The sequence below is a fragment of the Pseudomonas sp. AM8 genome, assembly GCF_036346475.1.
Classification (GTDB): domain Bacteria; phylum Pseudomonadota; class Gammaproteobacteria; order Pseudomonadales; family Pseudomonadaceae; genus Aquipseudomonas; species Aquipseudomonas marginalis.
In genome coordinates, this window is the sequence record NZ_JAOTNX010000001.1 from 574,778 (window position 1) to 597,143 (window position 22,366).

The 22,366-nt window shown below is 62.0% G+C and carries 20 protein-coding genes; 6 read left to right on the forward strand and 14 right to left on the reverse strand.

From position 1 onward, the window contains the following. Positions 1-140 precede the first annotated feature (140 nt). From V3W40_RS02880 to V3W40_RS02905, 6 genes are all read right to left on the reverse strand, one after another. Positions 141-1,538: a sigma-54-dependent transcriptional regulator gene (locus tag V3W40_RS02880; protein ID WP_065926534.1), complete on the reverse strand. Its 1,398-nt coding sequence runs from the start codon at positions 1,536-1,538 to the stop codon at positions 141-143. Next, on the reverse strand, positions 1,528-3,297 hold the full coding sequence (locus V3W40_RS02885) for a sensor histidine kinase (RefSeq protein ID WP_065948873.1): 1,770 nt from the start codon (positions 3,295-3,297) through the stop codon (positions 1,528-1,530). The genes V3W40_RS02880 and V3W40_RS02885 overlap by 11 nt, the downstream gene beginning before the upstream one ends. Then, entirely contained in the window at positions 3,297-4,421 is a 1,125-nt protein-coding gene (locus tag V3W40_RS02890) for a GNAT family N-acetyltransferase (RefSeq protein ID WP_065926536.1), read from the reverse strand. Before V3W40_RS02890 ends, V3W40_RS02885 begins: the two co-directional genes overlap by 1 nt. Positions 4,422-4,519: 98 nt before the next feature. Then, a complete protein-coding gene (locus V3W40_RS02895) occupies positions 4,520-5,440 on the reverse strand; it encodes an alpha/beta hydrolase (protein ID WP_330214404.1) in 921 nt (306 codons plus the stop codon). Beyond that, on the reverse strand, positions 5,437-6,831 hold the full coding sequence (locus tag V3W40_RS02900) for an aspartate aminotransferase family protein (protein WP_027604609.1): 1,395 nt from the start codon (positions 6,829-6,831) through the stop codon (positions 5,437-5,439). Before V3W40_RS02900 ends, V3W40_RS02895 begins: the two co-directional genes overlap by 4 nt. Further along, positions 6,824-7,528, reverse strand: coding sequence for an MtnX-like HAD-IB family phosphatase (locus tag V3W40_RS02905; RefSeq protein ID WP_065926538.1), 705 nt, complete (start codon positions 7,526-7,528; stop codon positions 6,824-6,826). Before V3W40_RS02905 ends, V3W40_RS02900 begins: the two co-directional genes overlap by 8 nt. Before the next feature lie 226 nt (positions 7,529-7,754). Between V3W40_RS02905 and V3W40_RS02910 the strand changes: the two genes are divergently transcribed. After that, positions 7,755-8,525 (forward strand): MipA/OmpV family protein, encoded by a 771-nt coding sequence (locus V3W40_RS02910; RefSeq protein WP_065926539.1) that lies wholly within the window; start codon positions 7,755-7,757, stop codon positions 8,523-8,525. 271 nt (positions 8,526-8,796) lie between these two features. On the opposite strand, the gene V3W40_RS02915 is transcribed toward V3W40_RS02910, so the two are convergent. The 5 genes from V3W40_RS02915 to V3W40_RS02935 all read right to left on the reverse strand — a co-directional run bounded on the left by V3W40_RS02915 (position 8,797) and on the right by V3W40_RS02935 (position 12,310). Beyond that, positions 8,797-9,201, reverse strand: a complete 405-nt coding sequence (locus V3W40_RS02915) for an EamA family transporter (protein WP_065926540.1) — start codon at positions 9,199-9,201, stop codon at positions 8,797-8,799. Beyond that, the gene (locus tag V3W40_RS02920; protein ID WP_315871411.1) at positions 9,198-9,578 is read right to left on the reverse strand and encodes a transporter; all 381 of its coding nucleotides are present in this window, start codon (positions 9,576-9,578) and stop codon (positions 9,198-9,200) included. The genes V3W40_RS02915 and V3W40_RS02920 overlap by 4 nt, the downstream gene beginning before the upstream one ends. After that, positions 9,575-10,495, reverse strand: a complete 921-nt coding sequence (locus tag V3W40_RS02925) for an arginase (RefSeq protein ID WP_065926599.1) — start codon at positions 10,493-10,495, stop codon at positions 9,575-9,577. Before V3W40_RS02925 ends, V3W40_RS02920 begins: the two co-directional genes overlap by 4 nt. Before the next feature lie 86 nt (positions 10,496-10,581). Next, the gene (locus V3W40_RS02930; protein ID WP_330214405.1) at positions 10,582-11,235 is read right to left on the reverse strand and encodes a DsbA family oxidoreductase; all 654 of its coding nucleotides are present in this window, start codon (positions 11,233-11,235) and stop codon (positions 10,582-10,584) included. A gap of 55 nt (positions 11,236-11,290) precedes the next feature. Then, positions 11,291-12,310 (reverse strand): alpha/beta fold hydrolase, encoded by a 1,020-nt coding sequence (locus tag V3W40_RS02935; RefSeq protein WP_065926543.1) that lies wholly within the window; start codon positions 12,308-12,310, stop codon positions 11,291-11,293. Positions 12,311-12,492: 182 nt separating this feature from the next. Between V3W40_RS02935 and metR the strand changes: the two genes are divergently transcribed. Further along, positions 12,493-13,410, forward strand: coding sequence for a transcriptional regulator MetR (metR, locus tag V3W40_RS02940; RefSeq protein ID WP_027604617.1), 918 nt, complete (start codon positions 12,493-12,495; stop codon positions 13,408-13,410). A gap of 270 nt (positions 13,411-13,680) precedes the next feature. Here the strand turns inward: metR and V3W40_RS02945 are convergent, their stop codons facing one another. The 3 genes from V3W40_RS02945 to V3W40_RS02955 are packed head-to-tail and all read right to left on the reverse strand — an operon-like array spanning position 13,681 to position 15,955. Then, positions 13,681-14,187 (reverse strand): GNAT family N-acetyltransferase, encoded by a 507-nt coding sequence (locus tag V3W40_RS02945; protein ID WP_065926544.1) that lies wholly within the window; start codon positions 14,185-14,187, stop codon positions 13,681-13,683. A gap of 5 nt (positions 14,188-14,192) precedes the next feature. After that, complete coding sequence (locus V3W40_RS02950) at positions 14,193-14,606, reverse strand: NUDIX hydrolase (RefSeq protein ID WP_065926545.1); 414 nt, start codon at positions 14,604-14,606, stop codon at positions 14,193-14,195. Positions 14,607-14,638: 32 nt separating this feature from the next. Continuing rightward, positions 14,639-15,955, reverse strand: coding sequence for an HD domain-containing phosphohydrolase (locus tag V3W40_RS02955; protein ID WP_330214406.1), 1,317 nt, complete (start codon positions 15,953-15,955; stop codon positions 14,639-14,641). 219 nt (positions 15,956-16,174) lie between these two features. On the opposite strand from V3W40_RS02955, the gene V3W40_RS02960 reads away from it, so the two are divergent. Genes V3W40_RS02960 through V3W40_RS02975 form a run of 4 tightly spaced genes read left to right on the forward strand, consistent with a single transcriptional unit; the run spans position 16,175 to position 22,244 of the window. After that, positions 16,175-18,049 carry a putative bifunctional diguanylate cyclase/phosphodiesterase gene (locus V3W40_RS02960; RefSeq protein ID WP_330214407.1) on the forward strand — a complete coding sequence of 625 codons (1,875 nt, stop codon included), beginning with the start codon at positions 16,175-16,177 and terminating at the stop codon, positions 18,047-18,049. A 25-nt stretch (positions 18,050-18,074) separates the two neighbouring features. Continuing rightward, a complete protein-coding gene (locus tag V3W40_RS02965; RefSeq protein WP_115487709.1) occupies positions 18,075-19,043 on the forward strand; it encodes a cytochrome-c peroxidase in 969 nt (322 codons plus the stop codon). A 10-nt stretch (positions 19,044-19,053) separates the two neighbouring features. Continuing rightward, entirely contained in the window at positions 19,054-20,868 is a 1,815-nt protein-coding gene (locus V3W40_RS02970) for a DAHL domain-containing protein (protein WP_330214408.1), read from the forward strand. After that, positions 20,865-22,244 (forward strand): ATP-binding protein, encoded by a 1,380-nt coding sequence (locus V3W40_RS02975; protein ID WP_065926549.1) that lies wholly within the window; start codon positions 20,865-20,867, stop codon positions 22,242-22,244. Before V3W40_RS02970 ends, V3W40_RS02975 begins: the two co-directional genes overlap by 4 nt. Positions 22,245-22,366: the final 122 nt, after the last annotated feature.

The window sequence follows — 22,366 nt, forward strand, 5'->3', positions numbered from 1 at the left end:
TCGCGAAAAACTCACAGGCGCCGCGTTCATTCAGGAAGCACGCGTTATCGTTGACGTTTTTCGCGAGCAAGCTCGCTCCTACAGGAGGAGATGTACGCTTAACTGACTGACATTAGGGCAAGCCCCCTCCCACATTTTAATCAGCGGACTATTTTGTCGACCTGGATGCCCAGTTTCTTCAGGCGATACCAAAAGCTCCTTTCGGAAATCCCGATCTTCGCCGCCGCCGCAGCCTGCACGCCATTGCTCTCCTGCAACGCCGCGAGGATATAGGCCTTCTCCACCTCCGCCAGCGCCGCGTCCAGGTCCTGGGGAATCCCCGGCCCGTCGCTGAGGATCGCGGTCACGCCGCCTTCGCTGGGTTTGGAAGCAAACAGATAGCCCGGCAAATCAATGTCTTCGATCACAGGCGTGGCGGCCACGATGGTCGCGCGCTCCACACAGTTTTGCAGCTCACGGATATTGCCCGGCCAGTGATACGCGGCCATGGCCTGCAACGCTTCAGGGCTGAAGCCGGTAATACGCTTGCCGGCAGTGGCGCTGAGGGTCCGGGCAAAGTGACGGGCCAGGGGCGCGATGTCTTCCACGCGTTCACGCAGGGCCGGCAGCGGGATCGGGAACACATTGAGGCGGTAATACAAGTCTTCGCGAAACTCCTTGTTGGCCACCGCCTCCAGCAGGTTCTTGTTGGTGGCGGCGATCACCCGCACATCCACCTTGCGCTCGCGGGGGTCGCCCACAGGCTCGATCACCCGCTCCTGCAAGGCGCGCAGGATCTTGGCCTGCAATGCCAGGGGCATATCGCCCACTTCATCGAGAAACAGCGTGCCCTTGTCGGCCTGCTGGAAGCGCCCGACCCGGTCAGACACGGCGCCGGTAAACGCGCCCTTGCGATGGCCGAACATTTCGCTTTCCAGCAGCCCTTCGGGGATCGCCGCGCAGTTGACCGCCACAAACGGCTTGTCGGCACGGCTGCCGTGCTTGTGGATGGCGCGGGCGACCATTTCCTTGCCGGTGCCGCTTTCGCCGGTCAGCAGGATGGTGGTGCTGCTGTCGCGCACCGAATCCACCGCCTGCAGCACTTTGCGAAACGCCGGGCTGTCGCCCACCAGGCTGTCGAACTGCGCCTGCTCATCCAGCTCGGCGCGCAGGCGCGCGTTGTCGCGCATGATGTCGCGAAACTGCAGGGCCTTGGCCACGGTGATGTCCAGCTCGTCGATATCGAACGGTTTGGCAATGTAGTCGTAGGCACCGTTGCGCATCGACTGCACGGCGTTTTTCACCGTGCTGTAGGCGGTCATCACGATCACCGGCACGTGGGGATAACGCACCTTGATCTCGGCCAACAAGGCCGGCCCGTCCATGCCCGGCATGCGCCAGTCACTGATCACCAGGTCGATGTCTTCCTGTTCCAGCACCTTGAGCGCATGCAGGCCGTTGCCCGCAATGAACACTTGCACGCTGTTCTGGCCCAGGGCCGACGCCAGCAGGTCGCAGAGCTTGGGTTCGTCGTCGACTACCAGAATGTTATGCGTCATGACTGTCCTCGTCGTCTTCGCCTGTCGCTGGAATGTACAGGCTGAAGGTGGCGCCGGCATCGTTTTCGCTGGCGCATTCGATGCTGCCGTCGTGACTTTCCATGATCGAATAGACTTTGGCCAGGCCCAGGCCCGTGCCCGAGGCCTTGGTGGTGACGAATGGCGTAAAGATGCGCTCGATCATCTCCGGCGCGATGCCCTGGCCGGTGTCGGCGATGGTGATGACGGTGTTGTCGCCCTCGCTGCGAATCCCCAGGGTCAGGCGCCCGCCTTCAGGCATGGCATCGATGGCGTTGAGAATCAGGTTGAGGCAGGCCTGCTTGAGTTGCTTGGCGTCGGCGTAGATCGTCGCCCCCGGCGCCTGGTCGTCGATCTGCGCGTCGATGTTATGGCTGGCCAGTTCCGGCGCACAGAAGCCCAGGATCTCCTCCACCAATGGACGGGCCGGCTGCAGCACGCGCAACGGTGGGTTGGGTTTGGCAAAATCGAGGAACTCGGTGATCAAGTCGTTGATGCGGCTGACTTCGCTGATCACATATTCCAGGTGGCGCTTGTCGGCGTCCGGCAGATCAACGCGGCGGTGCAACAACTGGGTGGCCGTCTTGATGATGCCCAACGGGTTACGGATCTCGTGGGCCAGGCCCATGGCGACTTCGCCCAGGGCATGCAGGCGATCGCGCCGGCGCAGTTGGGCTTCGAGGTGGTGCAACTCGCCCAGGCGCTCGGTCATATGGTTGAAGGTGCTGCTCAATTGCGCCAGTTCATCGCCGCCGCTGACCAGCACGCGGTGCGCGTAGTTGCCTGAGATCACCGCGCTCACGCCTTCGGACAAGTCCCGCAACGGCTTGGTCAGGCGCCGTGACACCAGCACCCCGGCCGCGAGGGACAATGCCGAACTGAGCAGGAAAATCAGCACGAACAGGTTGCTCTGGTTCACCAGCCCCACCAGGCTGGTATGGCGCAACAGTCCGCTGAAAATCACGCCTTGGAGGTCACCGGCGTCGTTGAAAATCGGCCAGTACAACCCGCTGTAGCTGTTGGTGAACTGCTCGCTGGGCTGCTTGGTACTGCGCATCGCGGTCTCGACACTTTTCGGGATACGCGCCGGGTGATCCACGAAGCGCTGGGTCGAAAATATCTCCGAGAACCCCTCGGGGTTGGCCAGGTACAGGCGCAGGTCGAGGGAATGCACATCGGCCACGCTGGTGAGAAAGCTGCTGTCCAGGTAGGTCGCCACCAACAGGCGGTAGTCGACGCCGTCCTGGCTGGTTTCGAAGGTCGAGACCACAATCCCGGTACTCACCCCCGCCACTTGCACGGTCTGCAGCACCGCGTTGCTGGTCAGGCTGATCTGTTTGACGATGTCATCGGAGGCGGTGCTGAACACCACCTTTTGATCGCTGGTGCGGATCAGCGCCACCACGTCGATGTCGGTGGCATCGGCGATGTCCGCGGTCAGCCGGTCATGCTTGGCCGCCTGCCGGCTCGAGGGCGGGCTGGTGTAGCGCAGGAACAGCTTGGCCATGCGCGCGTTGTCGTGAAGGATGTCGCCGATCTCGTCCTTGACGATCTTGGTCGATTCCTGCAGCCAGATACGCACGTTGCTGTCGAAAATCTGCGACAGCGTGGTCGCCGCCAGCTCCGCCGCGATCATGGTGGGAATCACGCTGACCAGCCAGAACGCCAGCACCAGCTTGCGCTGGACGCTCCAGCGCGAAATGGCAAAGGGGCGGGCTTTCTGGCGGGTCTTGGTGATCATCAGGTTTCGCTTATCGCAGCAGCCATGGCAGGGTCGGAACGATCCGGTCGAATAAACAGTTTTACAAGCGTGAGCAGGCCGTTGACCAGCCGGTTGCGGTGGCGGAAAAACACGCTGTTGCCCTGGAACTCGCAGCCCAGGCGCAGCTTACTGGCATACCCGGCCTGGCCGCACTCATACACCGCAATATTGTGTTGAATACAGTAGTCGACGTTGGTCAGCCAGCTGCGGAAGTACAGGTTGTAGTCACGGCTGAACGCAACGTCATGGGCGAAAAACTTGTCCACCAACCGGTGCTCGTCCAGCAGCAGCAGGTTGAACGCCACCAACTGCTCGTCGACCCAGTAAAGAACACAGACGGCGCGATCGCCAAGGCGTTCCAGCACGCCGGTGAAATAGCCGGCAGGCAGGTGTTCGAACTGCAACTCGGCGCGCTTCAATGTGGCTTCGTACAGGCCCATGACCTCGGGCAGCACGTCGTCGATATTGCCGCGCCATTCCACCCGTGGTCCAGGTGCACGCAGCTTGCGGCGCAAGTCCTTGCGGGTGGATTTGCCCAGCGAACCGAGGTAGGCGTCCACCGAGCCGTACGGCAGCGGCAACACCCCGGTGGGCAAGCCCGGCATGCTTTGAAAACCCGCCACCCGGCAACTGTCGAGCCAATGGGGATCCTGGCTGGGTGCATCCTTGACCGCCAGCAGGCCGATACCGAAATCATCGGCATCCTGGCGCGCGGCTTCCAGCAAGTGTTTGAGCAACAACGGGCGACGCGACTCGGGCACGCCACTGGCCACCCCGGCGTCGCAACGCTCGGCTACCGGGGAGCCAATGGCATACAGGCCCAATTGCAAAACACCCGGCCACAGCCGCTCCACACGTTCGGCCAAACGCTTGCCGGCGCCCGACACCGTGGTGTCGAGGCGATAATGGGTGATGAAGGCGGCGGCCACGGCCACCAGCGTTCCATTGTCGTAAACCGCCAGGTAGCGCCATTGGAAGTCATCGATGGCGGCGTTTTCCACGGCGACGTAATAGTCCCAGTCTTCCAGGGCACCGGGAAAACAGTCGTTCCAGGCGCTACGCTGGAGGGCCCGGATGGTCGGGAAGGCTTGGGTGGTGATCACATCGTTTCCCTTGTTATGGCTGGCGAGCGACATCTTGTGGTGAGCGGGCTTGCCCCGCGCCGGGCGGCGAAGCCGCCCCAAACCCAGGCACCTCAGTTCTAACTGGACGCATGCAGTGTCAGTGATGGGGCGGCTTCGCCACCCGGCGCGGGGCAAGCCCGCTCACCACAAAGTAAGCCGGCGTCCACAAACGCGGTGTGCCGCTCGACAAAGTCGGCACTCAACTCGATCACCCGGCGGTATTGCAGGTCGACGGTGATCATGTGGTAGCAGTTGTCCAGCAGGATCTTGGTCACCGGGCCGCCCAGGTGACGCTCCACGTAATCGGCGTTCCAGCGGCTGGTGATGTCGTCTTCGAGGGAGTGCAGCACCAGGGCCGGCACCTTGACCTTGGGCATGCATTTCCTGACCACGGCATTCATGCGGTGCAACTCGCGCACCGTGATGCCTTCCATGGTCAGCAAACCGGCTTCGCTGCTCTGCCCTTCCTTCATCTGCCGCTCGACGATTGCCCGCAGGCGTTCGTTCTTGATGCCGTAGGGCGGCTTCTCTTCGAAGCGGCAGATGTGCACGCCGAACGGAATCTTCATCAGCAACGGCGTGAGGAACGCCAGCTTGTTGATGCTCCAGCCGTCGTACTTGAGGGTGGTGGAATACATCAACAGCCCGGCAACTTGCCCAGGGTGCTCGGCAGCCACGTACATCGACATCACCGCACCCATCGACAAGCCACCGACAAACACCTGCTCGTGGCGTTGCCTGACCTGCACGAAGGTCTTGCGCACGCCCTCGTACCAGTCCAGCCAGCCGGTGGCCTGCAGGTCGCTGTTGTCACCGCAGTGCCCGGCCAGGGTGGGCACGTACACCGTGCAGTTACCCGCCTTGACCAGGCCCTTGGCGACCTGGCGCAACTCCGTCGGGGTGCCGGTCAGGCCGTGGATCAACAGGATCCCGACCGGACCTTCACCGAGAACGAAACCGGCACTGCCTTCACCGAGGTCGATCCCGGCGGCGCTCACCGTTGGGTCGCCCGTACCAGCAGTTGCTCGAGCAGCTTCAGGCCCAGTTCGATTTCCGGGTAGCTGATTTCCAGGGACGGTGCCAGGGTGATCACGTTTTTATAGTAGCCGCCCACGTCGAGGATCAGGCCGAGTTTGCGGCCATCGACGACCATGTCGCCTTTCATGCCTTCTTCGACCATGTAGTCCAGGGTCGCCTTGTCCGGCGTGAAGCCGTCCGGGCCGCAGATTTCGCAGCGCAGGGCCAGGCCCAGGCCGTCGACGTCGCCGATGATCGGGAACCGTTTCTGCAGGTCCTGCAGGCCTTCGAGGAAGAATTTGCCCTTGGCCATGACCATCGCGCCGTAGTCGACTTCGTTGGTCATCTTGAACATTTCCAGGCCCACCGCCGTGCCCAATGGGTTGGAGGCGAAAGTGGAGTGGGTCGAACCTGGCGGGAAGATCTTCGGGTTGATCAACTCTTCACGGGCCCAGATGCCGCCCAGTGGGTTGAGGCCGTTGGTCAGCGCCTTGCCGAACACGATCACGTCCGGTTGTACGTCAAAGTGCTCGATGGACCAGAGTTTGCCGGTGCGGTAGAAGCCCATCTGGATTTCGTCGGACACCATCAGGATGCCGTGCTGATCCAACACATGCTTGAGTTCGCGATAGAAGTTCATCGGCGGGATCACGTAGCCGCCGGTGCCCTGGATCGGCTCGACATAGAACGCGGCGTATTCGCTCTGGCCGACTTTCGGGTCCCACACACCGTTGTATTCGGTCTCGAACAGGCGCGCGAATTGCTGCACGCAATGGCTGCCGTACTCTTCCTTGGTCATGCCCTTGGGGCCACGGAAGTGGTACGGGAACGGGATGAACTGCGCGCGCTCGCCGAAGTGGCCATAGCGACGACGGTAGCGGTAGCTGGAAGTGATCGACGAGGCGCCGAGGGTCCGGCCGTGATAGCCGCCTTCGAAGGCGAACATCAGGCTTTTGCCGTTGGTGGCGTTACGCACCACCTTGAGGGAGTCTTCGATCGACTGCGAACCGCCGACGTTGAAGTGCACGCGACCGTCGAGGCCGAATTTCTTCTTAGCGTCCACCGCGATCATTTCCGACAGCTCGATCTTGCCTTTGTGCAGGTACTGGCTGGCGATTTGCGGCAGGGTGTCGATCTGCTGTTTCAACGCATTGTTCAGGCGCGGGTTGGCGTAGCCGAAGTTGACGGCCGAGTACCACATTTGCAGGTCGAGGTAGGCCTGGTCTTCGGTGTCCCACACGTAGGAGCCTTCGCAACGGCTGAAAATACGCGGTGGCTCGATGTAGTGAACGGTGTCGCCGTAGGAGCAATACTTGGCTTCTTTATCCAGAAGGATCTGGTCTTCGGCGGTAGCGATGCGGATATCAGACATGATGGAAGAGTTCCTGATTGTCAGAAGAGGTGTTGAAGGTGGTGGCGTTGGCGGCGATGCCCTGAGGCAGGCGGGCCAGCAACGCAGGCACTTCGGCGAAGGTGTCGAAGCGCGCGTGAGGGATGTTGTTGGCTGCGCAGTACTGGGCGAGGCTGTCTTTGGCGAACACGAAGTCGGCGGTGGAGGCCACGCACATGTCCGACTTGCCGTCGCCGATCACCAGCACGCGCTTGTTGCGCGGGGTGGATTTGCACTTGCAGTTGCCGGACGCGGCGCGGCAGGCATCGCTGGCATACGGGAAATCGATGCGCCAGCTGTTCTGGTCGACCTGGCGCAGGCGGTTGGCGAGGATCGGCAGCAAGGTCACGTAGTTGCGCGACAGGATCCGCGCAATCCCCTGTTCGATACCGTCGCTGACCACTTCGAGAGAAGCGCCCAGGCCGAGCACGTGATCGACGAAGTCGGGGAAATCCGGGTCGATCTCGACACTGTCGAAATACGCCAGCAGTTCACTTGGGGTGGCCTTGATCAGCGCCAGTTGACGGCTCAGGCATTCGCGGGAACCGATATGCCCATCCAGCCATTCCTGTTCGATGGTTTCCCACTCGGGGCCGGCGAAGCGTTGGAGGACGTTGTCGATGACATCGGTGGGGGTAATGGTCCCGTCGAAGTCACACACGATATGCCAGTGGATCATCTGCGTTTACCTTGAGGAGCGCGCTGTGTGCGCTTGCCCAAGGGGTAGAGCAGGGAGTGTGCCAACTGGCTGAAGCCCAGCCGGGCTGGGGGTTCTGGCGTTAGCGGTGGAGATATGTGTCGTGCAAGCTACAATTTTTGTAGCTCGCTACAAACAAGATGAGTGCTTGCGCAAGGGATGCCCTTCGCGCGTTCATGCGCGCATGTCCAGATAAGGAACCTGCTCCATGCTCAAACTCACTTGCGCTGTATTCGCCGGTTTACTGGGGCTGTGGGGCATTGCCGACACCGCCCTGGCAGCCCCGGTCACCGGTGAAGCCGGCGCGGGCCTCAGTTATCAACCCCACGACCCCACCGGCAGCCGCTACGAAACCCGCCCCGTGCCCTACCTGGACCTGGACTGGGGCAACGTCAGCCTGAGCACCGATGACGGCCTGACCTGGAGCGCCCTGAACACCAACGGTTTTACCGCCGGCCCCTATATCAACTACCTGCAGGGGCGTACCTCCAACGGTGAGCTGCAAGGCCTGCGCAATGTGTCGGACATGGCGGAAGTGGGCGGCTTCATCCAATACGCGCCGGCCGACTTCTGGCGCGTGTACGCCCGGATGGGCCAGGCCGTGGGCGGCGGGCACTCGCAGAGCGGCGCGCTGGGCAAGGTCGGCGGCGAGCTGGGCTACCCCCTGGGTGGCGGGGTGATCGGCAGCAGCGGCCTGGCGGCGAATTTCGCCGATGCGCGCCAGACCCAGACTTATTTCGGGGTGGACGCCAATGAATCCGCGGCCTCTGGTATTCGTCCGTATAACGCCAACGGCGGCTTCCAGAACCTCACGTTGACCCAGAGTTTCGAATTCCCCCTGGCCTCCAATTGGTCACTGCTGACCAGCGCCAGCTGGGTGCACCTGGTGGGTTCGGCGGCCAACAGCAGCATCGTCAAGGAGACCGGCGACGTGAACCAGGGCCAGGTACAAACGGCGATCAGCTACAAGTTTGATTGATCACTTCGAACAAAATATGGGAGGGGCAAGCCCACTCCCCATGAATTCGTGTTTCAGTTTTCTTCGCCTTCGGCCAGCAGCGCTATTTCGCCGATGATCACCTCCTCCCCGTAGATACCGCCTTATCCAACACCGCGCAAGTCCGTAGCAGCTGTCGAGCCCCGGCGAGGCTGCGTCGGCCGCGACTCGGCCCTGAATCGGCAGCGCGCCTGACGCAGCCTCGCTTGCGCTCGGCAGCTGCTACGGGGGGTGGGTTAGCCCGACAGGCGTTTCAGTTTTCTTCGCCTTCGGCCAGCAGCGCTATACCGCCGATGATCACCGCCACGCCTACCCAGTGCAGCGGGCTGATATGTTCCCCCAGCCCCAGCCACGAACCCAGCAACACCACCACAAACACCAGCGAACTGAGCGGAAACGCCAGGGACAGGCTGCTGCGCCGCAGGATCAGCATCCACACGAAAAACGCGCCGATGTAACTGGCGATCGCCGCCAGGATCCCCGGGTTACGCGCCACCTCGGACAACCACTGCCAGTTGAAATCCATCTGCCCCAGTTGGTCCCCTGCAACTTTGGTAAACAGCTGCCCGGCACTCTCGGTGCAGATCAGCAAGGCCCACAGCACCACCGTGCCCAGGCGCCCATGCAACCAACCGGTATGCATCGTTTGCGTACTCATGCCTGACTCCCAGCAATCGCTACCAGCATCACACCCAAGGTAATCACCAGCGTGCCCAGCCAACGACGTCGGCTGACGGTTTCGCCCAGTACCACCTTGCCCGCCAGCACCACCCCGCAATAAGCCAGGGCCGCCGCCGGGAATAACAGGCTCAACGGCGCACGAGACAGCGCTTCGAGCCACACGAAAAACTCGATTACATAGGCACCGATCCCCGCCCACAGCAACGGCGCATGGAACACCTGGCCCCAGAACGCATTCAGGCGAAAGCCGCCCTCCAACTCCGGCAAACGGTCCAGGCCGAGCTTGAAACACAGTTGGCCGATCACATCGAGCACGATGGAAAACGCCACGAGTAACACCACGGTCAGGCTCACGGGAACAGCTCCTCAAACAGGTCGATCAGGGCTTCATTGGTGGCGGCGTTGCGCTGCAGATCCTCCGGGCTCCAGCGCTCCGCGGGCGGCTGGTCGGACTTGGCTTCCCAACGCTTGAACGCGTTGCTGAACGCCGGCGTGGCGAACTCGCCGCACACGTCGATGCCGATGATGCGCTTGCGCGCCGCCAGCGCCCGCAGGGCTTGCAGCAGGTGGGTCAGGCGCATGCCGCCCTGGTCCCAGTTGGTGGCGGCGTCTTCACTGGCGAGCACGTCTTTGTCGATGGTGATCCAGATCGCTTCGGTGGGCAGGCTGCCGATCATCTGCTCGAGAAACGCCGGCCAGTCCAGCTCCGCCAGGTTGCGCCAGTGCAGGTGGTTTTCCTGCTGCTGGTGGCCGGCGCCATCGCCGACCCGGCCCCAGACTTTCGACGGCGGGTGCTGCCAGGGGAACAGTTGCAGGCGCCCGCGCTTGAGGGCACCGAGGTTGCCGCCACGCAGTTGCGGGTTATGCAGGTCATCGCTGCAGGGGCCGAGGGTGACGATGCGTTTGATCGCCGGCATGTTCAATGCGCGGTTGACCCACGAGCCACAGTGGCGCCTGGGCGCAAAGCGCACCCAGTCGGGGTGGTTGTCGAAGTGGATCAGGCTGATGGGTTCTTTCAGGTCGGCCAGAAACGCCGGCGTCAGGTGGTGATAATCGCCGGAACCGACGAACAGGATTTCCGGACGCGCATCCGTGGGCCGGGGCCGCCGGGCCAGGCGTTCGGCGAAGCGCTTCCAGGTTTTTTCGGTGGACCACAGGCGCAGCTTCGGGCCCAGGTCCAGCAGGTCGATACGCGTGGCACGGCCACTGGCCAGACGCCGGGCAATCGGTGCCTGACCGGTGAGGCTGTGGTCGAGGTCGAGAATGTTCAAGGTCATGTTTCCCCTATGGCTTTAGGGGGTCGATGCAAGGGGCGGGCCAGCGCTTACCTCAAGGACATTTGGATCAGTGTTCGATTTTAGTTTTTAGCTTCGTTGATGATCTGGCGAATCGCGCCCACAAAGGCTTCCGCCGGCTGGCCACCGCTGACGGCGTACTGGTCGTTGAACACGATGGTCGGCACTGACGTCACCCCACGGGAGGTCCACAATTGCTCTTGCTCGCGGACTTCGGCGACGTATTCATCGCTGGCGAGAATCTCGGCGGCGCGCTGGATATCCAGGCCGACGCTTTCGGCGATGATCGCCAGGGTGGCGTGATCGGAAGGGTCCTGGCCATCGCTGAAGTAGGCCTTGAACAACGCCTCCTTGAGGTTGTACTGCAAGCCCTCGAGCCCGGCCCAATGCAGCAGGCGGTGTGCGTCGAAGGTGTTGTAGATACGGCTCTGGCCGTCGGTGCGGAAGGCAAAGCCCAGCTCGGCGCCGATGTCGCGGATACGCGCACGGTTGGCCTGGGACTCTTCGGCGCTGGAGCCGTATTTCTCGGTGATGTGTTCGACGATATTTTGCCCTTCGGCGGGCATGTTCGGGTTCAGTTCGAACGGCTGAAAATGGATCTCGGCCTGCACCTCGGTGCCAAGCTGGTCGAGGGCTTCGGTCAGGCCGCGCAGGCCGATGATGCACCAGGGGCAGGACACGTCGCTGACGAAATCGATTTTCAGGGGAGTACTCATGACAGGCAACCTCGCAGGCTTCAATACGCCGTAAAGGGTGCACGATACACCAATGTCACAGCAGCTTCGAAGGCGCGACCGGGTCAATCTGCGCCCAATGTGCGGCATCTTCACGATGAGCCTGCAGGTACGGCAACACCGCCGTCAGCAGCGGCGCCTTGAACGCTTCCTGGAAACGATGGGCCATGCCGGGAATCAACTTCAACTGGCTGCCCTGGATATGCGCCGCCAGGTGCACGCCGTGCATCACCGGCAGCAACGGGTCGGCGGTGCCGTGGACCACCAGTGTCGGCACGCGCAGCTGGTTGAGCAGCGGCACACGGCTGGGTTCGGCGAGGATCGCCATGATCTGGCGCTTCACGCCGTCCGGGTTGAAGGCGCGGTCATAGGACAGCGCCGCCTGGTGCAGCAGCACCTGGCGATCGTCCTTCACAGTCGGGCTGCCCAGCGCCGCGAGCAAATCGGCCTGCTGCTCCAGCGCCACTTCACGATTCGGCGCACTGCGTCGCGACAATAATTGCACCAGCGCCGCATTCGGGGCCGGCAAGCCTTCGGCGCCGGAGCTGGTCATGACCAGGGTCAGGCTTTCCACGCGCTGGGGCGCCATCGCCGCCAGGTGCTGGGCGATCATGCCGCCCATGCTTGCGCCCAGTACGTGGAATTGCTGGACCTGCAAGGCGTCCATCAGGCCCAGGGCGTCATCGGCCATATCCGTCAGCGTGTACGGCGCCGATACCGGCAGGCCGAGCTTGTAGCGCAGCACTTCAAAGGTCAGGTTGGCGTTCGCCGGCGCCTGGCGCCAGGTGGAGAGGCCGACATCGCGGTTGTCGTAGCGGATCACCCGGAAACCCTGCTGACACAGGGCAACGACGACTTCGTCAGGCCAGTGAATCAGTTGCCCGCCCAAGCCCATCACCAGCAGCAAGGCCGGGTCGGACGCACGGCCGATACTCTGGTAGGCGATGCTCACCTGGGCCAGGTCGACCGTTTGGGTCGGGACATTGACATCACATCGAGACGCCGCAAAAGACGGCAGGCCGAACAGTAGAGCGGCCAGTAAAAACAACACGCGCATGAAAAACACCGAAACGCAGAACCCCAGTAGAGCGCGAGTCTGATGAAGTTTGTTCAAGGGCGCTGCCACAGTTCCATGACAGTTTGATGAAGAGTGCCCGGCGGTCATGGTCGACATGGATTGCAACATGAGACAAACTCACGCTATTCCGTTTCGTCACAAATTGTCTTCATGGAGAGCCCGTGCTCGAGATCCGTCACCTCAAGACCCTGCACGCCCTGCGCGAAGCCGACAGCCTGGTGGAGGCCGCCGAGCGTCTGCACCTGACGCAGTCGGCGCTGTCCCACCAGTTCAAGGAGCTGGAAGAGCGCCTGGGCATGCCGCTGTTCGTGCGCAAGACCAAACCCGTGCGCTTCACCAGCGCCGGCCTGCGCCTGCTGCAACTGGCCGACGCCACCCTGCCCCTGCTGCGTGGTGCCGAGCGCGATATTGCACGCCTGGCCGGGGGCACCGCCGGACGCCTGCACATGGCGATCGAGTGCCACAGTTGTTTCCAATGGCTGATGCCGACCATCGACCAATTCCGCGATGCCTGGCCGGAAGTCGAGCTGGACCTGGCCTCGGGCTTTGCGTTCGCGCCACTGCCGGCCCTGGCCCGTGGCGACCTGGACCTGGTGGTGACCTCCGACCCGCTGGAGCTGCCGGGCATCACCTATGTGCCGCTGTTCACCTACGAAGCCATGCTCGCCGTGGCCAACCAGCACGCGCTGGCGAACAAGGCGTACATCGTGCCCGAAGACCTGCTGAGCGAAACCCTGATCACCTACCCGGTGGAGCGTGACCGCCTGGACATCTTCACCCGCTTCCTGGAACCGGCCGATGTGGAACCGGCCCAGGTGCGCACCTCGGAACTGACGGTGATGATGATGCAACTGGTCGCCAGCGGCCGTGGCGTGTGCGGCATGCCCCATTGGGCGCTGCATGAATACAGCTCGCGCGGCTACGTGAAGGCCAAGCGCCTGGGCGAGAAAGGCTTGTTTGCGACGCTGTATGCGGGGATTCGTGCGGACATGCTGGATGCGCCGTATATGCGCGATTTTTTGCTGACGGCCAAGGACACGTCGTTTTCAACCCTGGATGGCGTCAGCGCGGTACGCTGAAACCACACCGTTCCAAATGTGGGAGGGGCAAGTCCTAATGCCGGTCAGTTAAGGAGGAACACTGTAACTGTGGCGAGCGGGCTTGCCCCGCGTTGGGCTGCGAAGCAGCCCCCAAAACACAGCCCCGGAGTTGCCTGGCACACTGCAGCGCTCTTATTGGGGCTGCTGCGCAGCCCAACGCGGGGCAAGCCCGCTCGCCACAGGTTACTGTTTGCCCGTTCTATCTCTTAACTGACTGGCATTAGGGCTTGCCCGCTCCTACATTGGATCTCAGTGCGCCGTGAGTTCGCGCCACATGTAGATTTTGTCGAAGTAGTCCACGCCCACTCGCACCGCCAACGGTTCCAGGCCGTACTGGATAAACCCGCAGCGGCGGTACAGCGCAAACGCTGCATCGTTGCCGGCGGTGACGGTCAGCTGGATCACTTTCAGCCGCGGATGTCGGCGCGCTTCATCCAGCGCTGCCTCGACCAATCGCCGGCCCAAGCCTTTCTGCTGGTAAGCCGCGTTCACGTACATGCCGAACAGGGTCACCTTGTGCCGCGCCTTCTCCCTAGGCTCGAAGGCCAGGCCGACGATGCCGGCCAGTACCCCGTCGACGTACGCGCCGAGCAAACGATCCAGCGGACTTTCCAGGCGCTTTTCCCACCAGCTCAACGGTATCGACGCACGCTCGGCCACACTGGAAGTGAACGCCTGGGGATAGGCGCCGTAAGCTTCCAGCATCAACGCCCGATAAGCCTCGGCATCGTTGGCCCCCAGCGCACGCACGCTCATTCGCGTCAGGCCGGCGTGGTCAGTGACGCGCGGTAAAACGGCAGGATCAGGTCACGGGTCAAGGGCGCCAGCACCAGGCCGCCATCACCGGCCGGGTCGATCCAGCGCACCTCTTCGATTTCAGCGGCCGGGCTGACCGGAGCATCGATCTGCACCTGGAACAATTCAGCGTCCACGGTAAACCCCGGTTCGTTGGCCGCAGGGGCCGAGAAGTGACCCAGGTAGACCGCGTCGCCGGGCTCGATGCGCAGGTTCAGCTCTTCGTACAGCTCGCGGGCCAGGGCCTCGACGGGCTGCTCACCGGCGTCGATCTTGCCACCGGGTTGCATAAAGGCCTGGGTACCGCGCTTGCGCACCAGCAAGGTGTGGCCGTCGCTGCCGATCAGCAGGGCAGCGGCGATACGGATAGTGCTAGGCATGAACTGAAAACCTTGAACTCAAAAAATGAAAATTAATGGAGCACCCCTTCGCTCTCGTCCGACTCCTTGATGAACACGCTGTACTTGGCGCCTTCCATCGCCTCGAACGCAATCAGCTTGTCCACCAACGGCAGGTTCAGCACCTTGCCGGCGTTAAGCAGCAACATGCCGTTATCGGCGTTGAGGTTACGCGCCAGGACCATGCCGTCTTCCAGCTCACGGGTGGTGAGCACCTTGACGGTCGGATCGCCCAGGGTCACGTCACTGAGAAACGCAGCGCACGCCAGGATGAAGTCCTCGACCAGGTCCGGATCGTAGAGGCGCCCGGCATACTTGCGGATATACAACAGCGCTTCATCGCTGTTCAGGTGCCGCTCAAGGATCAGGCCTTTCTGCAACTCGATGAAGTCCACCGCCAGTTTCAGCAGGCGTGAACCGAACGGAATCGCATCGCCCTTGAGGTGGTCGGGAAAACCACTGCCGTCCCAGCGTTCCTGGTGATGACGGATGATCCGCGCCGCATCCTTCATCGGCTCCAGGGTCATCAGCAGCGATTCGCTCTGGGCCGGATAGCCACGGTAGCGCTCGCGATCGGTGCTGTGCAGCTTGTCGGCCGGCTCGATCAACATGCTGTCGCTCCAGCTCAGCTTGCCGATGTTGTACAGCGCGGCGGCCATGGCCATGTCGCGGGCGCTGGCTTCGTCTATGGACTGGGCGGTGCAGTACACTCGCACCAGTTCGATCAGTGCGCGGTTGGTCTGTTTGTTCTTGGGCAGGCGCAGGTTGGCCAGCAACGAAAACACTTCGGTGCCGGTCACGTAGCTGCGCTTGAGCTCGTCGTAGGCCAGGTCGAGCATGTCGGCGGTCTGTTGCAACTCACTGGTGCGTGCTGCCACGCGTTTTTCCAAGGTGGCGTTCAACAGCTTGAGCTGGTCGTTCTGCTGATGGGCCAGGCGCTCCAGCCGCTGAAATTCCAGGGCCTGCTGCAGGATCAGCTTCAGTTCGTCGTCGTTCCAGGGTTTGCCGATATAGCGGTGGATCGCCCCTTCGTTGATCGCCTTGATGATCGTCGGCAGGTCGGCGTAGCCGGTGAGCAGGATGCGACTGGTGGCGGGATAAAGGCGATGAACCTCGGCCAGCAGCTGCGCGCCGTCCATGCCGGGCATGCGCGCATCGCTCATCACCAGGTCGATGGGCTGGGCGGCCATGATCTCCAGGGCGTGGGCGCCGCCGCCCGCGAGCACGACATCAAAGGGTTGGCCGCGCAACAGGCGGCGCAAGCTGTTGAGGATCGACTCTTCATCGTCGACCAGCAAAATAGTGGGTTTCGTCGCAAGTTGTTCATCCATGCCTGTTGCGCCTTCACATTGAACTGAATTGAGCTGATTTGAACCCCTGTGCCAAGCCATCTTCCCTCGCTTAAGGCGCGGAGTTGATTTGACGCCAACTGGCCGCCGAATTCAAGGGACCTCGACTACACTGTCACGGCAGGTCTGCGCCCCGCTCAGCCATGGAACCAAGGAAGGAATGGTTATGCCGTCGAACCGTTTGCAGATAAGGCGCGCACTATGAACCCGAACGCAGGGCGGGCCAACCGTCGCATCCTGATCGTCGATGATGCCACGTCCATCCACCTGGACTTTCGCAAGATCCTGTGCGCCGACGCCGACGCCGAGCCCTCCCTGGATACCCTTGAGCAGACCCTGTTCGGCACAACGGCCGTTGCTCGCCAGGCGTTTATCCTCGATTCCGCCTACCAGGGCCAGGAGGCCTTGGATCTGGTGAGTCGGGCCCTGGCAACCAACACCCCCTACGCCATGGCGTTCATCGACATGCGCATGCCGCCCGGCTGGGACGGCCTGCAAACCATCGAGCAGTTGTGGAACGTCGATCCCAACCTGCAGATCGCCCTGTGCACCGCCTATTCCGACTATTCCTTTGAAGCGATCGAGGCGCGATTGAAGTACAACGACCAGTTGCTGATCCTGAAAAAGCCCTTCGACCACCTGGAAATCCGCCAGATGGCCAGCGCCCTGACCTGGAAATGGCAGCTCGCCCAGGATGCCGCCCTCAAGGTGATCGGGCTCGAACGCACGATTGAGGAGCGCGTGCAGGAGTTGCTGAAAGTCTCGCACCTGCTGCAATACGACGCGCTCACGGAGCTGCCCAACAGCACGCTGCTGGGCGACCGCCTGACCCAGGCCATTGCCCTGGGCCGGCGCCATGATACGCAACTGGCGGTGATGTTTATCGGGCTCGACCGCTTCAAGCGCATCAACAACGCCCTGGGTTATCCGGTGGGGGATGAGGTGCTCCAGCAGGTCAGCCAAAGCCTGGTGGCGGCCGTGCGTGAGTCTGACTCGGTGTTTCGCTATGGTTCGGACGAGTTTGTGATCCTGCTCAATGATGTCCAGCATCCCCAGCAAACCCAGCACATCGCCCAGAAGGTGCTCCAGGCCATCAGCGTTACCCGGCATGTCGCGGGGCACGACCTGAGCGTTACCGCCAGCCTCGGCATCAGCATCTACCCGAATGACAGCAGCACTGCGGTGGAACTGATCAAGCACGCCGAAACCGCCATGCACACCACCAAGGAGCGTGGCCCGGACGACCTGAGTTTCTACACCGAAGACATGAACCTGCGCGCCCGGCATCAACAGAACCTGGAAAGCGCGATCCGCCAGGCCCTGGAGCACGATGAGTTTGCGCTGCACTACCAGCCCAAGCTGGACCTGAAAACCGGGCGGATCCTCGGCGCAGAGGCGCTGATCCGCTGGTTTCAACCGCGCTCGGGCTGGGTCCACCCGGCCGACTTCATTCCGGTGGCCGAAGACAGCGGGCTGATCGTCCCCTTGACCCAGTGGGTGCTGCGCCACGCCTGCGAACAGGCACAGGCCTGGCGCACCATGGGCCTGGCGCCGCTGCGCATCTCGGTGAACATCTCGGCCATCGACTTCCGCCAGCGGGAGTTTGTCGACAACCTGGCCGCCATCCTCAAGCAGACCGGCCTGCCGCCCAACCAGCTGGAGCTGGAAATCACCGAAAGCGTGCTGATGCAGAATGTCGACGAGACGGTCGATATCCTGAACCGGATCAAGGCCATGGGCGTGCGCCTGGCCCTGGATGATTTCGGCACCGGCTACTCCAGCCTCAGCTACCTGCGACGCTTTCCCATCGATGTGCTGAAGATCGACCAATCATTCGTGCGCGGGCTGCACGAAAATAGCCAGGACGCGCAACTGATCAGCGCTATCATCGGGATGGGCAAGAGCCTGGAGCTGAACATCGTCGCCGAAGGGGTAGAGACCGTCGAACAGCTGAACTTCCTGAGAGCCCAGCACTGTGAAGAAGGCCAGGGCTTTCTGTTCAGCAAGGCCGTGCCTGCGAAGGATTTCGCCCAGTTGCTGCAGGTGGGCAGCCCCACACTGATGCCCGACCAATAGCCCTATGCCTGCAAGGAGTGCTCGCTTGAGCGATGTTTCAACCTACCGTTTCGGCTCCATCCTCGCGTTGGGGCTGTGCCTGGGGACGACCGTGACGGCCGCGCCGCTGGACGAAGCGCTCAAACCCCTGCCGCCGGTGCCGCACCTCGATGCGGCCAAGGTCGAGCTGGGCCGCCAGCTGTTCAATGAGCCGCGCCTGTCAGTGAACAACACGCTGTCTTGCGCCAGTTGCCATCACCTCGAATCCGGGGGCGCCGACACCAGGCCCTTCTCCCTGGGTTTCGACGGCAAACCCGTGGAGATCAATACGCCGTCGGTCTTCAACGCCAGCCTGAACTTCAAACAGTTCTGGAATGGCCGCGTGGACACCCTGGAAGCGCAGGTCGAGCAAGTGGTCATCAGCCCGGTGGAAATGGGCAGCGACTGGAACACCGTGGTGCAGAACCTGACCGCCCTGCCCGCCTACCAGGCGGCGTTCAAGCAGGCCTACCCCGATGGCGTCACCGCCGCCAATGTGCAAAACGCCCTGGCCACCTATGAACGCACGCTGCTGACGCCCAACTCACGGTTTGACCAGTACCTGCTGGGCAACACGGACATCCTCACGATCCAGGAAAAGTACGGCTACCAGCGCTTCAAGGATTACGGTTGCATCGCCTGTCACCAGGGCATCAACATCGGCGGCAACATGTTCCAGAAATTCGGCGTGATGGGCGACTACTTCAAGGTCCGCGGCAACCCCGTCGAGTCGGACCTGGGGCGCTACCTGCTGACCAAGGATGAGGAAGACCGGCACGTGTTCAAGGTCCCCAGCCTGCGTAACGTCGCGGTCACGGCCCCGTATTTTCACGATGCCTCGGCCAAGACCCTGGAAGAAGCCGTCGACGTCATGTTCAAGTTCCAACTGGGGCGCAATCCTTCACAGGAGGATAAAGACCTGATCATCCAGTTTCTCAAGACCCTGACCGGCGAATGGAAAGGCAAGCCTTTATGAGCAGACCGTCATGACCCTTTCTCGCCGCCGCACCAGCCAGTTGGCCTTGGGATTGATCACCCTGTTGCTGGCCTCGACCCTGATTTTTCTGTACATCAAGTCGTCCAGCGACCAGTCGTCTTCCTACACCCACTCCCGGGACCTGATCCGGCAGTTGCAGCAACTCAATGCCCAGTGGGACAGCGAAGTCCTCAAGGCCAGGATCGCCATCACCCACAACTACGACCCCCTGGTGACGCCCCTGACGGAAATGACCCGGTTGTGGGCCGAGCTGGAAGCACGCGGCTCGTACCACAGCCCGCAAGACCTGCCCGCCTGGGAAGCCAGCCAGCAGGCTTATCAAGCGGCCATCCAGGAAAAGGCCCGGCGCGTCGACCAGTTCAAGTCCCATAACGCGGTATTGCGCAACTCCCTGGCTTTCCTGCCGACCGCCGAAGACGATATCCAGGCGCAGTTCAACCAGGTAAACGACGATACAAAAGCGCAACTGCAAAGCGTGGCCACCGACACCTACGACCTGCTGCTCAGCAGCCTTGAATTCGCCCAGGTCACCAGCGACGAGCGCGCCGCCGACATTCTCGTCGGCCTGGGCAAGCTGGCCGTCAACAAGGAACTGCTGCCCAGCGAATTCCGCGGCCCGGTGGAGATCCTGAGCAATCACATCGAACTGATCCTGCGCGAGCAGCCGGTGGTGAACACGTTGCTCGAACAGATCGCCGCCATTCCGGTAGCCGAACGCCTGGATGACCTGACCACCCACCTCAACCAGGACCAACAGGCCCTCGACCTGGTCGAGCAGCAATACCACCGTTACCTGCTGGTGTTCTCGACCCTGCTGGTGGCCCTGCTGCTGTTCCTGGCGGTTCGCCTGCTGCGTAGTTTCGCCGAGATCAACCGCGTCAACCGCGCCTTGCAGGCGGTGAACGAAACCCTGGAACAGCGTGTGGAACGACGTACCCGACAGCTCAAGGATGCCCAGAGCGAGCTGATGGACAGCGCGCGCCAGGCCGGCATGGCGGAGATCGCCACCAACGTGCTGCACAACGTCGGCAATGTGCTTAACAGCGTGAACATCTCCGCCGACCTGGTCACCCGCAAACTGCGCAGCAGCAAGGCAATGGGCCTGGGCAAGGCCATGCAGTTGATCAACGAACGCCAGGGCGACCTGGGCACTTTTATCACCGAGGATGAGAAGGGCAAGTTGCTGCCCGGCTACTTGAACCAATTGGTGGACGCCATTGCCGTCGAGCAGCAAGGCCTGATCGAGGAGCTGGGGCAACTGAGCAAGAGCGTGGACCATATCAAGGACATCGTCTCCACCCAACAATCCTATGCGGGCGCGCCCTCGATGAAGGAACCGGTGCAGATCAGCACCTTGATGGAAGACGCCCTGCGCATGAACGCGGGGGCACTGAGCCGGCACAATGTCACGGTGGTCAAGCACTATGGGCAGGTACCGGAAGTCCTCGGGGACAAACACCGCTTGCTGCTGATCATGGTCAACCTGATCAGCAACGCCAAGTACGCCATGTCCAACCTCACCGACCGGCCACGGCAGATGACCCTGACAGTCCAGTCGCTGGAGGGCAACAGGTTGCAGATCAGCGTGAAGGACGAAGGCGAAGGCATACCTGCCGAGAACATGACCCGGATATTTACCCACGGGTTTACCACCCGCAAGGAAGGTCACGGCTTCGGCCTGCACAGCTGCGCCCTGGCCGCCGTCGAAATGGACGGCCACCTCAGCGCCCACAGCGACGGGCCGGGCCTGGGCGCGCTATTCACCCTGACTATCCCCCTCATTCCTGCCGGAAGCCTCGTATGAACCAGCCTCCCAACCGGCGCATCCTGTTGATTGATGACACGCCGTCGATTCATGAGGATTTCCGCAAGATCCTGATGCCGCCCACTGAATCCAACCAGGAGCTGGATGACATGGAGTCGGCACTGTTCGGTGAAACCAGCAAACCCACGGCCCCCCCTTTCGACCTGCACTCGGCCTACGGCGGCGAAGAAGGCCTGCAGTTGCTCATCACCGCCATGGCGCACCAGCAGCCCTATGCCCTGGCGTTTGTCGACATGCGCATGCCCCAGGGCTGGGACGGCGCGAGGACCATAGAAGAGCTCTGGAAAGTCGCCCCCGACCTGCAAGTGGTGGTGTGCACCGCGTACTCGGACTATTCCTGGGAGGACCTGCTCGACCGCCTGCAAGGCCATGATCGCTTGCTGATCCTGAAAAAACCGTTCGATAACATCGAAGTCCAGCAGATGGCCAACACCCTGGCCAATAAATGGGACATGGCCCGTCGCGCCACCCTGCAAACCACTCATCTGGAACGGCTGGTGGAACAACGCACCCACGCGCTGCAGCTGGAAATCGAAGAGCGCAAGCACCTGGAAAGCCAACTGGTGCAGTCGGAAAAACTCGCCTCCCTGGGGCAACTCGCCGCGGGCGTGGCCCATGAGATCAATAACCCGGTAGGCTTTATCTCCTCCAACCTCAGCACCCTCGACGGCTACTTCAACCAGTTGCAACAGATGCTGGAGGCTTACCGGCAGGCCGAAGAAAGCCTCGCCACGGGTGAACAGCACGAGCAGCTCAAGGCCTTGCGCACCCGCCTGGAACTGGAGTTTCTACAGGAAGACATTCCGGTGTTGATCCGCGAGTCCAAGGAGGGCATCGGCCGCGTGGTGCAGATCGTCAAGGACCTGAAAAACTTCTCGCGGGTGGACAACGACCAGACCTGGCAATTCGCAAACCTGCAACAGGGCATCGATTCGACGCTGAACATCGTTGCCAGCGAACTCAAGTACAAGGCCGATGTGGTCAAGCACTACGCGCCGCTGCCAGAGATCGAATGCCTGGCCTCCCAGCTCAACCAGGTGGTGATGAACCTGGTGATCAATGCGGCGCAGGCCATGGGGCCGGAGCGCGGCATCATCACCATCAGCAACGGCGTGGAAGGCGAGAACGTGTGGCTGGAAGTGGCGGACAACGGCTGCGGGATTGCCCCCGAGGCGGTGCAGAAAATCTTCGACCCGTTTTTCACCACCAAGCCGGTAGGCGAAGGCACTGGCTTAGGGCTGTCACTCTCCTACGGCATCGTCAAGAAACACCATGGCGATATCTCTGTCAGCAGCGAACTGGGCAAGGGCACGAAGTTTCGCGTGGTATTGCCGATTCGGCAGACGGCGGCGTAGGACACGCCGCCGAATCATCCGCCCCTGCGCACCCTGTTATTTCTGACAGTAGACAGACCCTTTTCCCGACTCGAGACTCCACACAAGCAACACGGTTGCATGCCGGTGGCGTGCTGAACGTG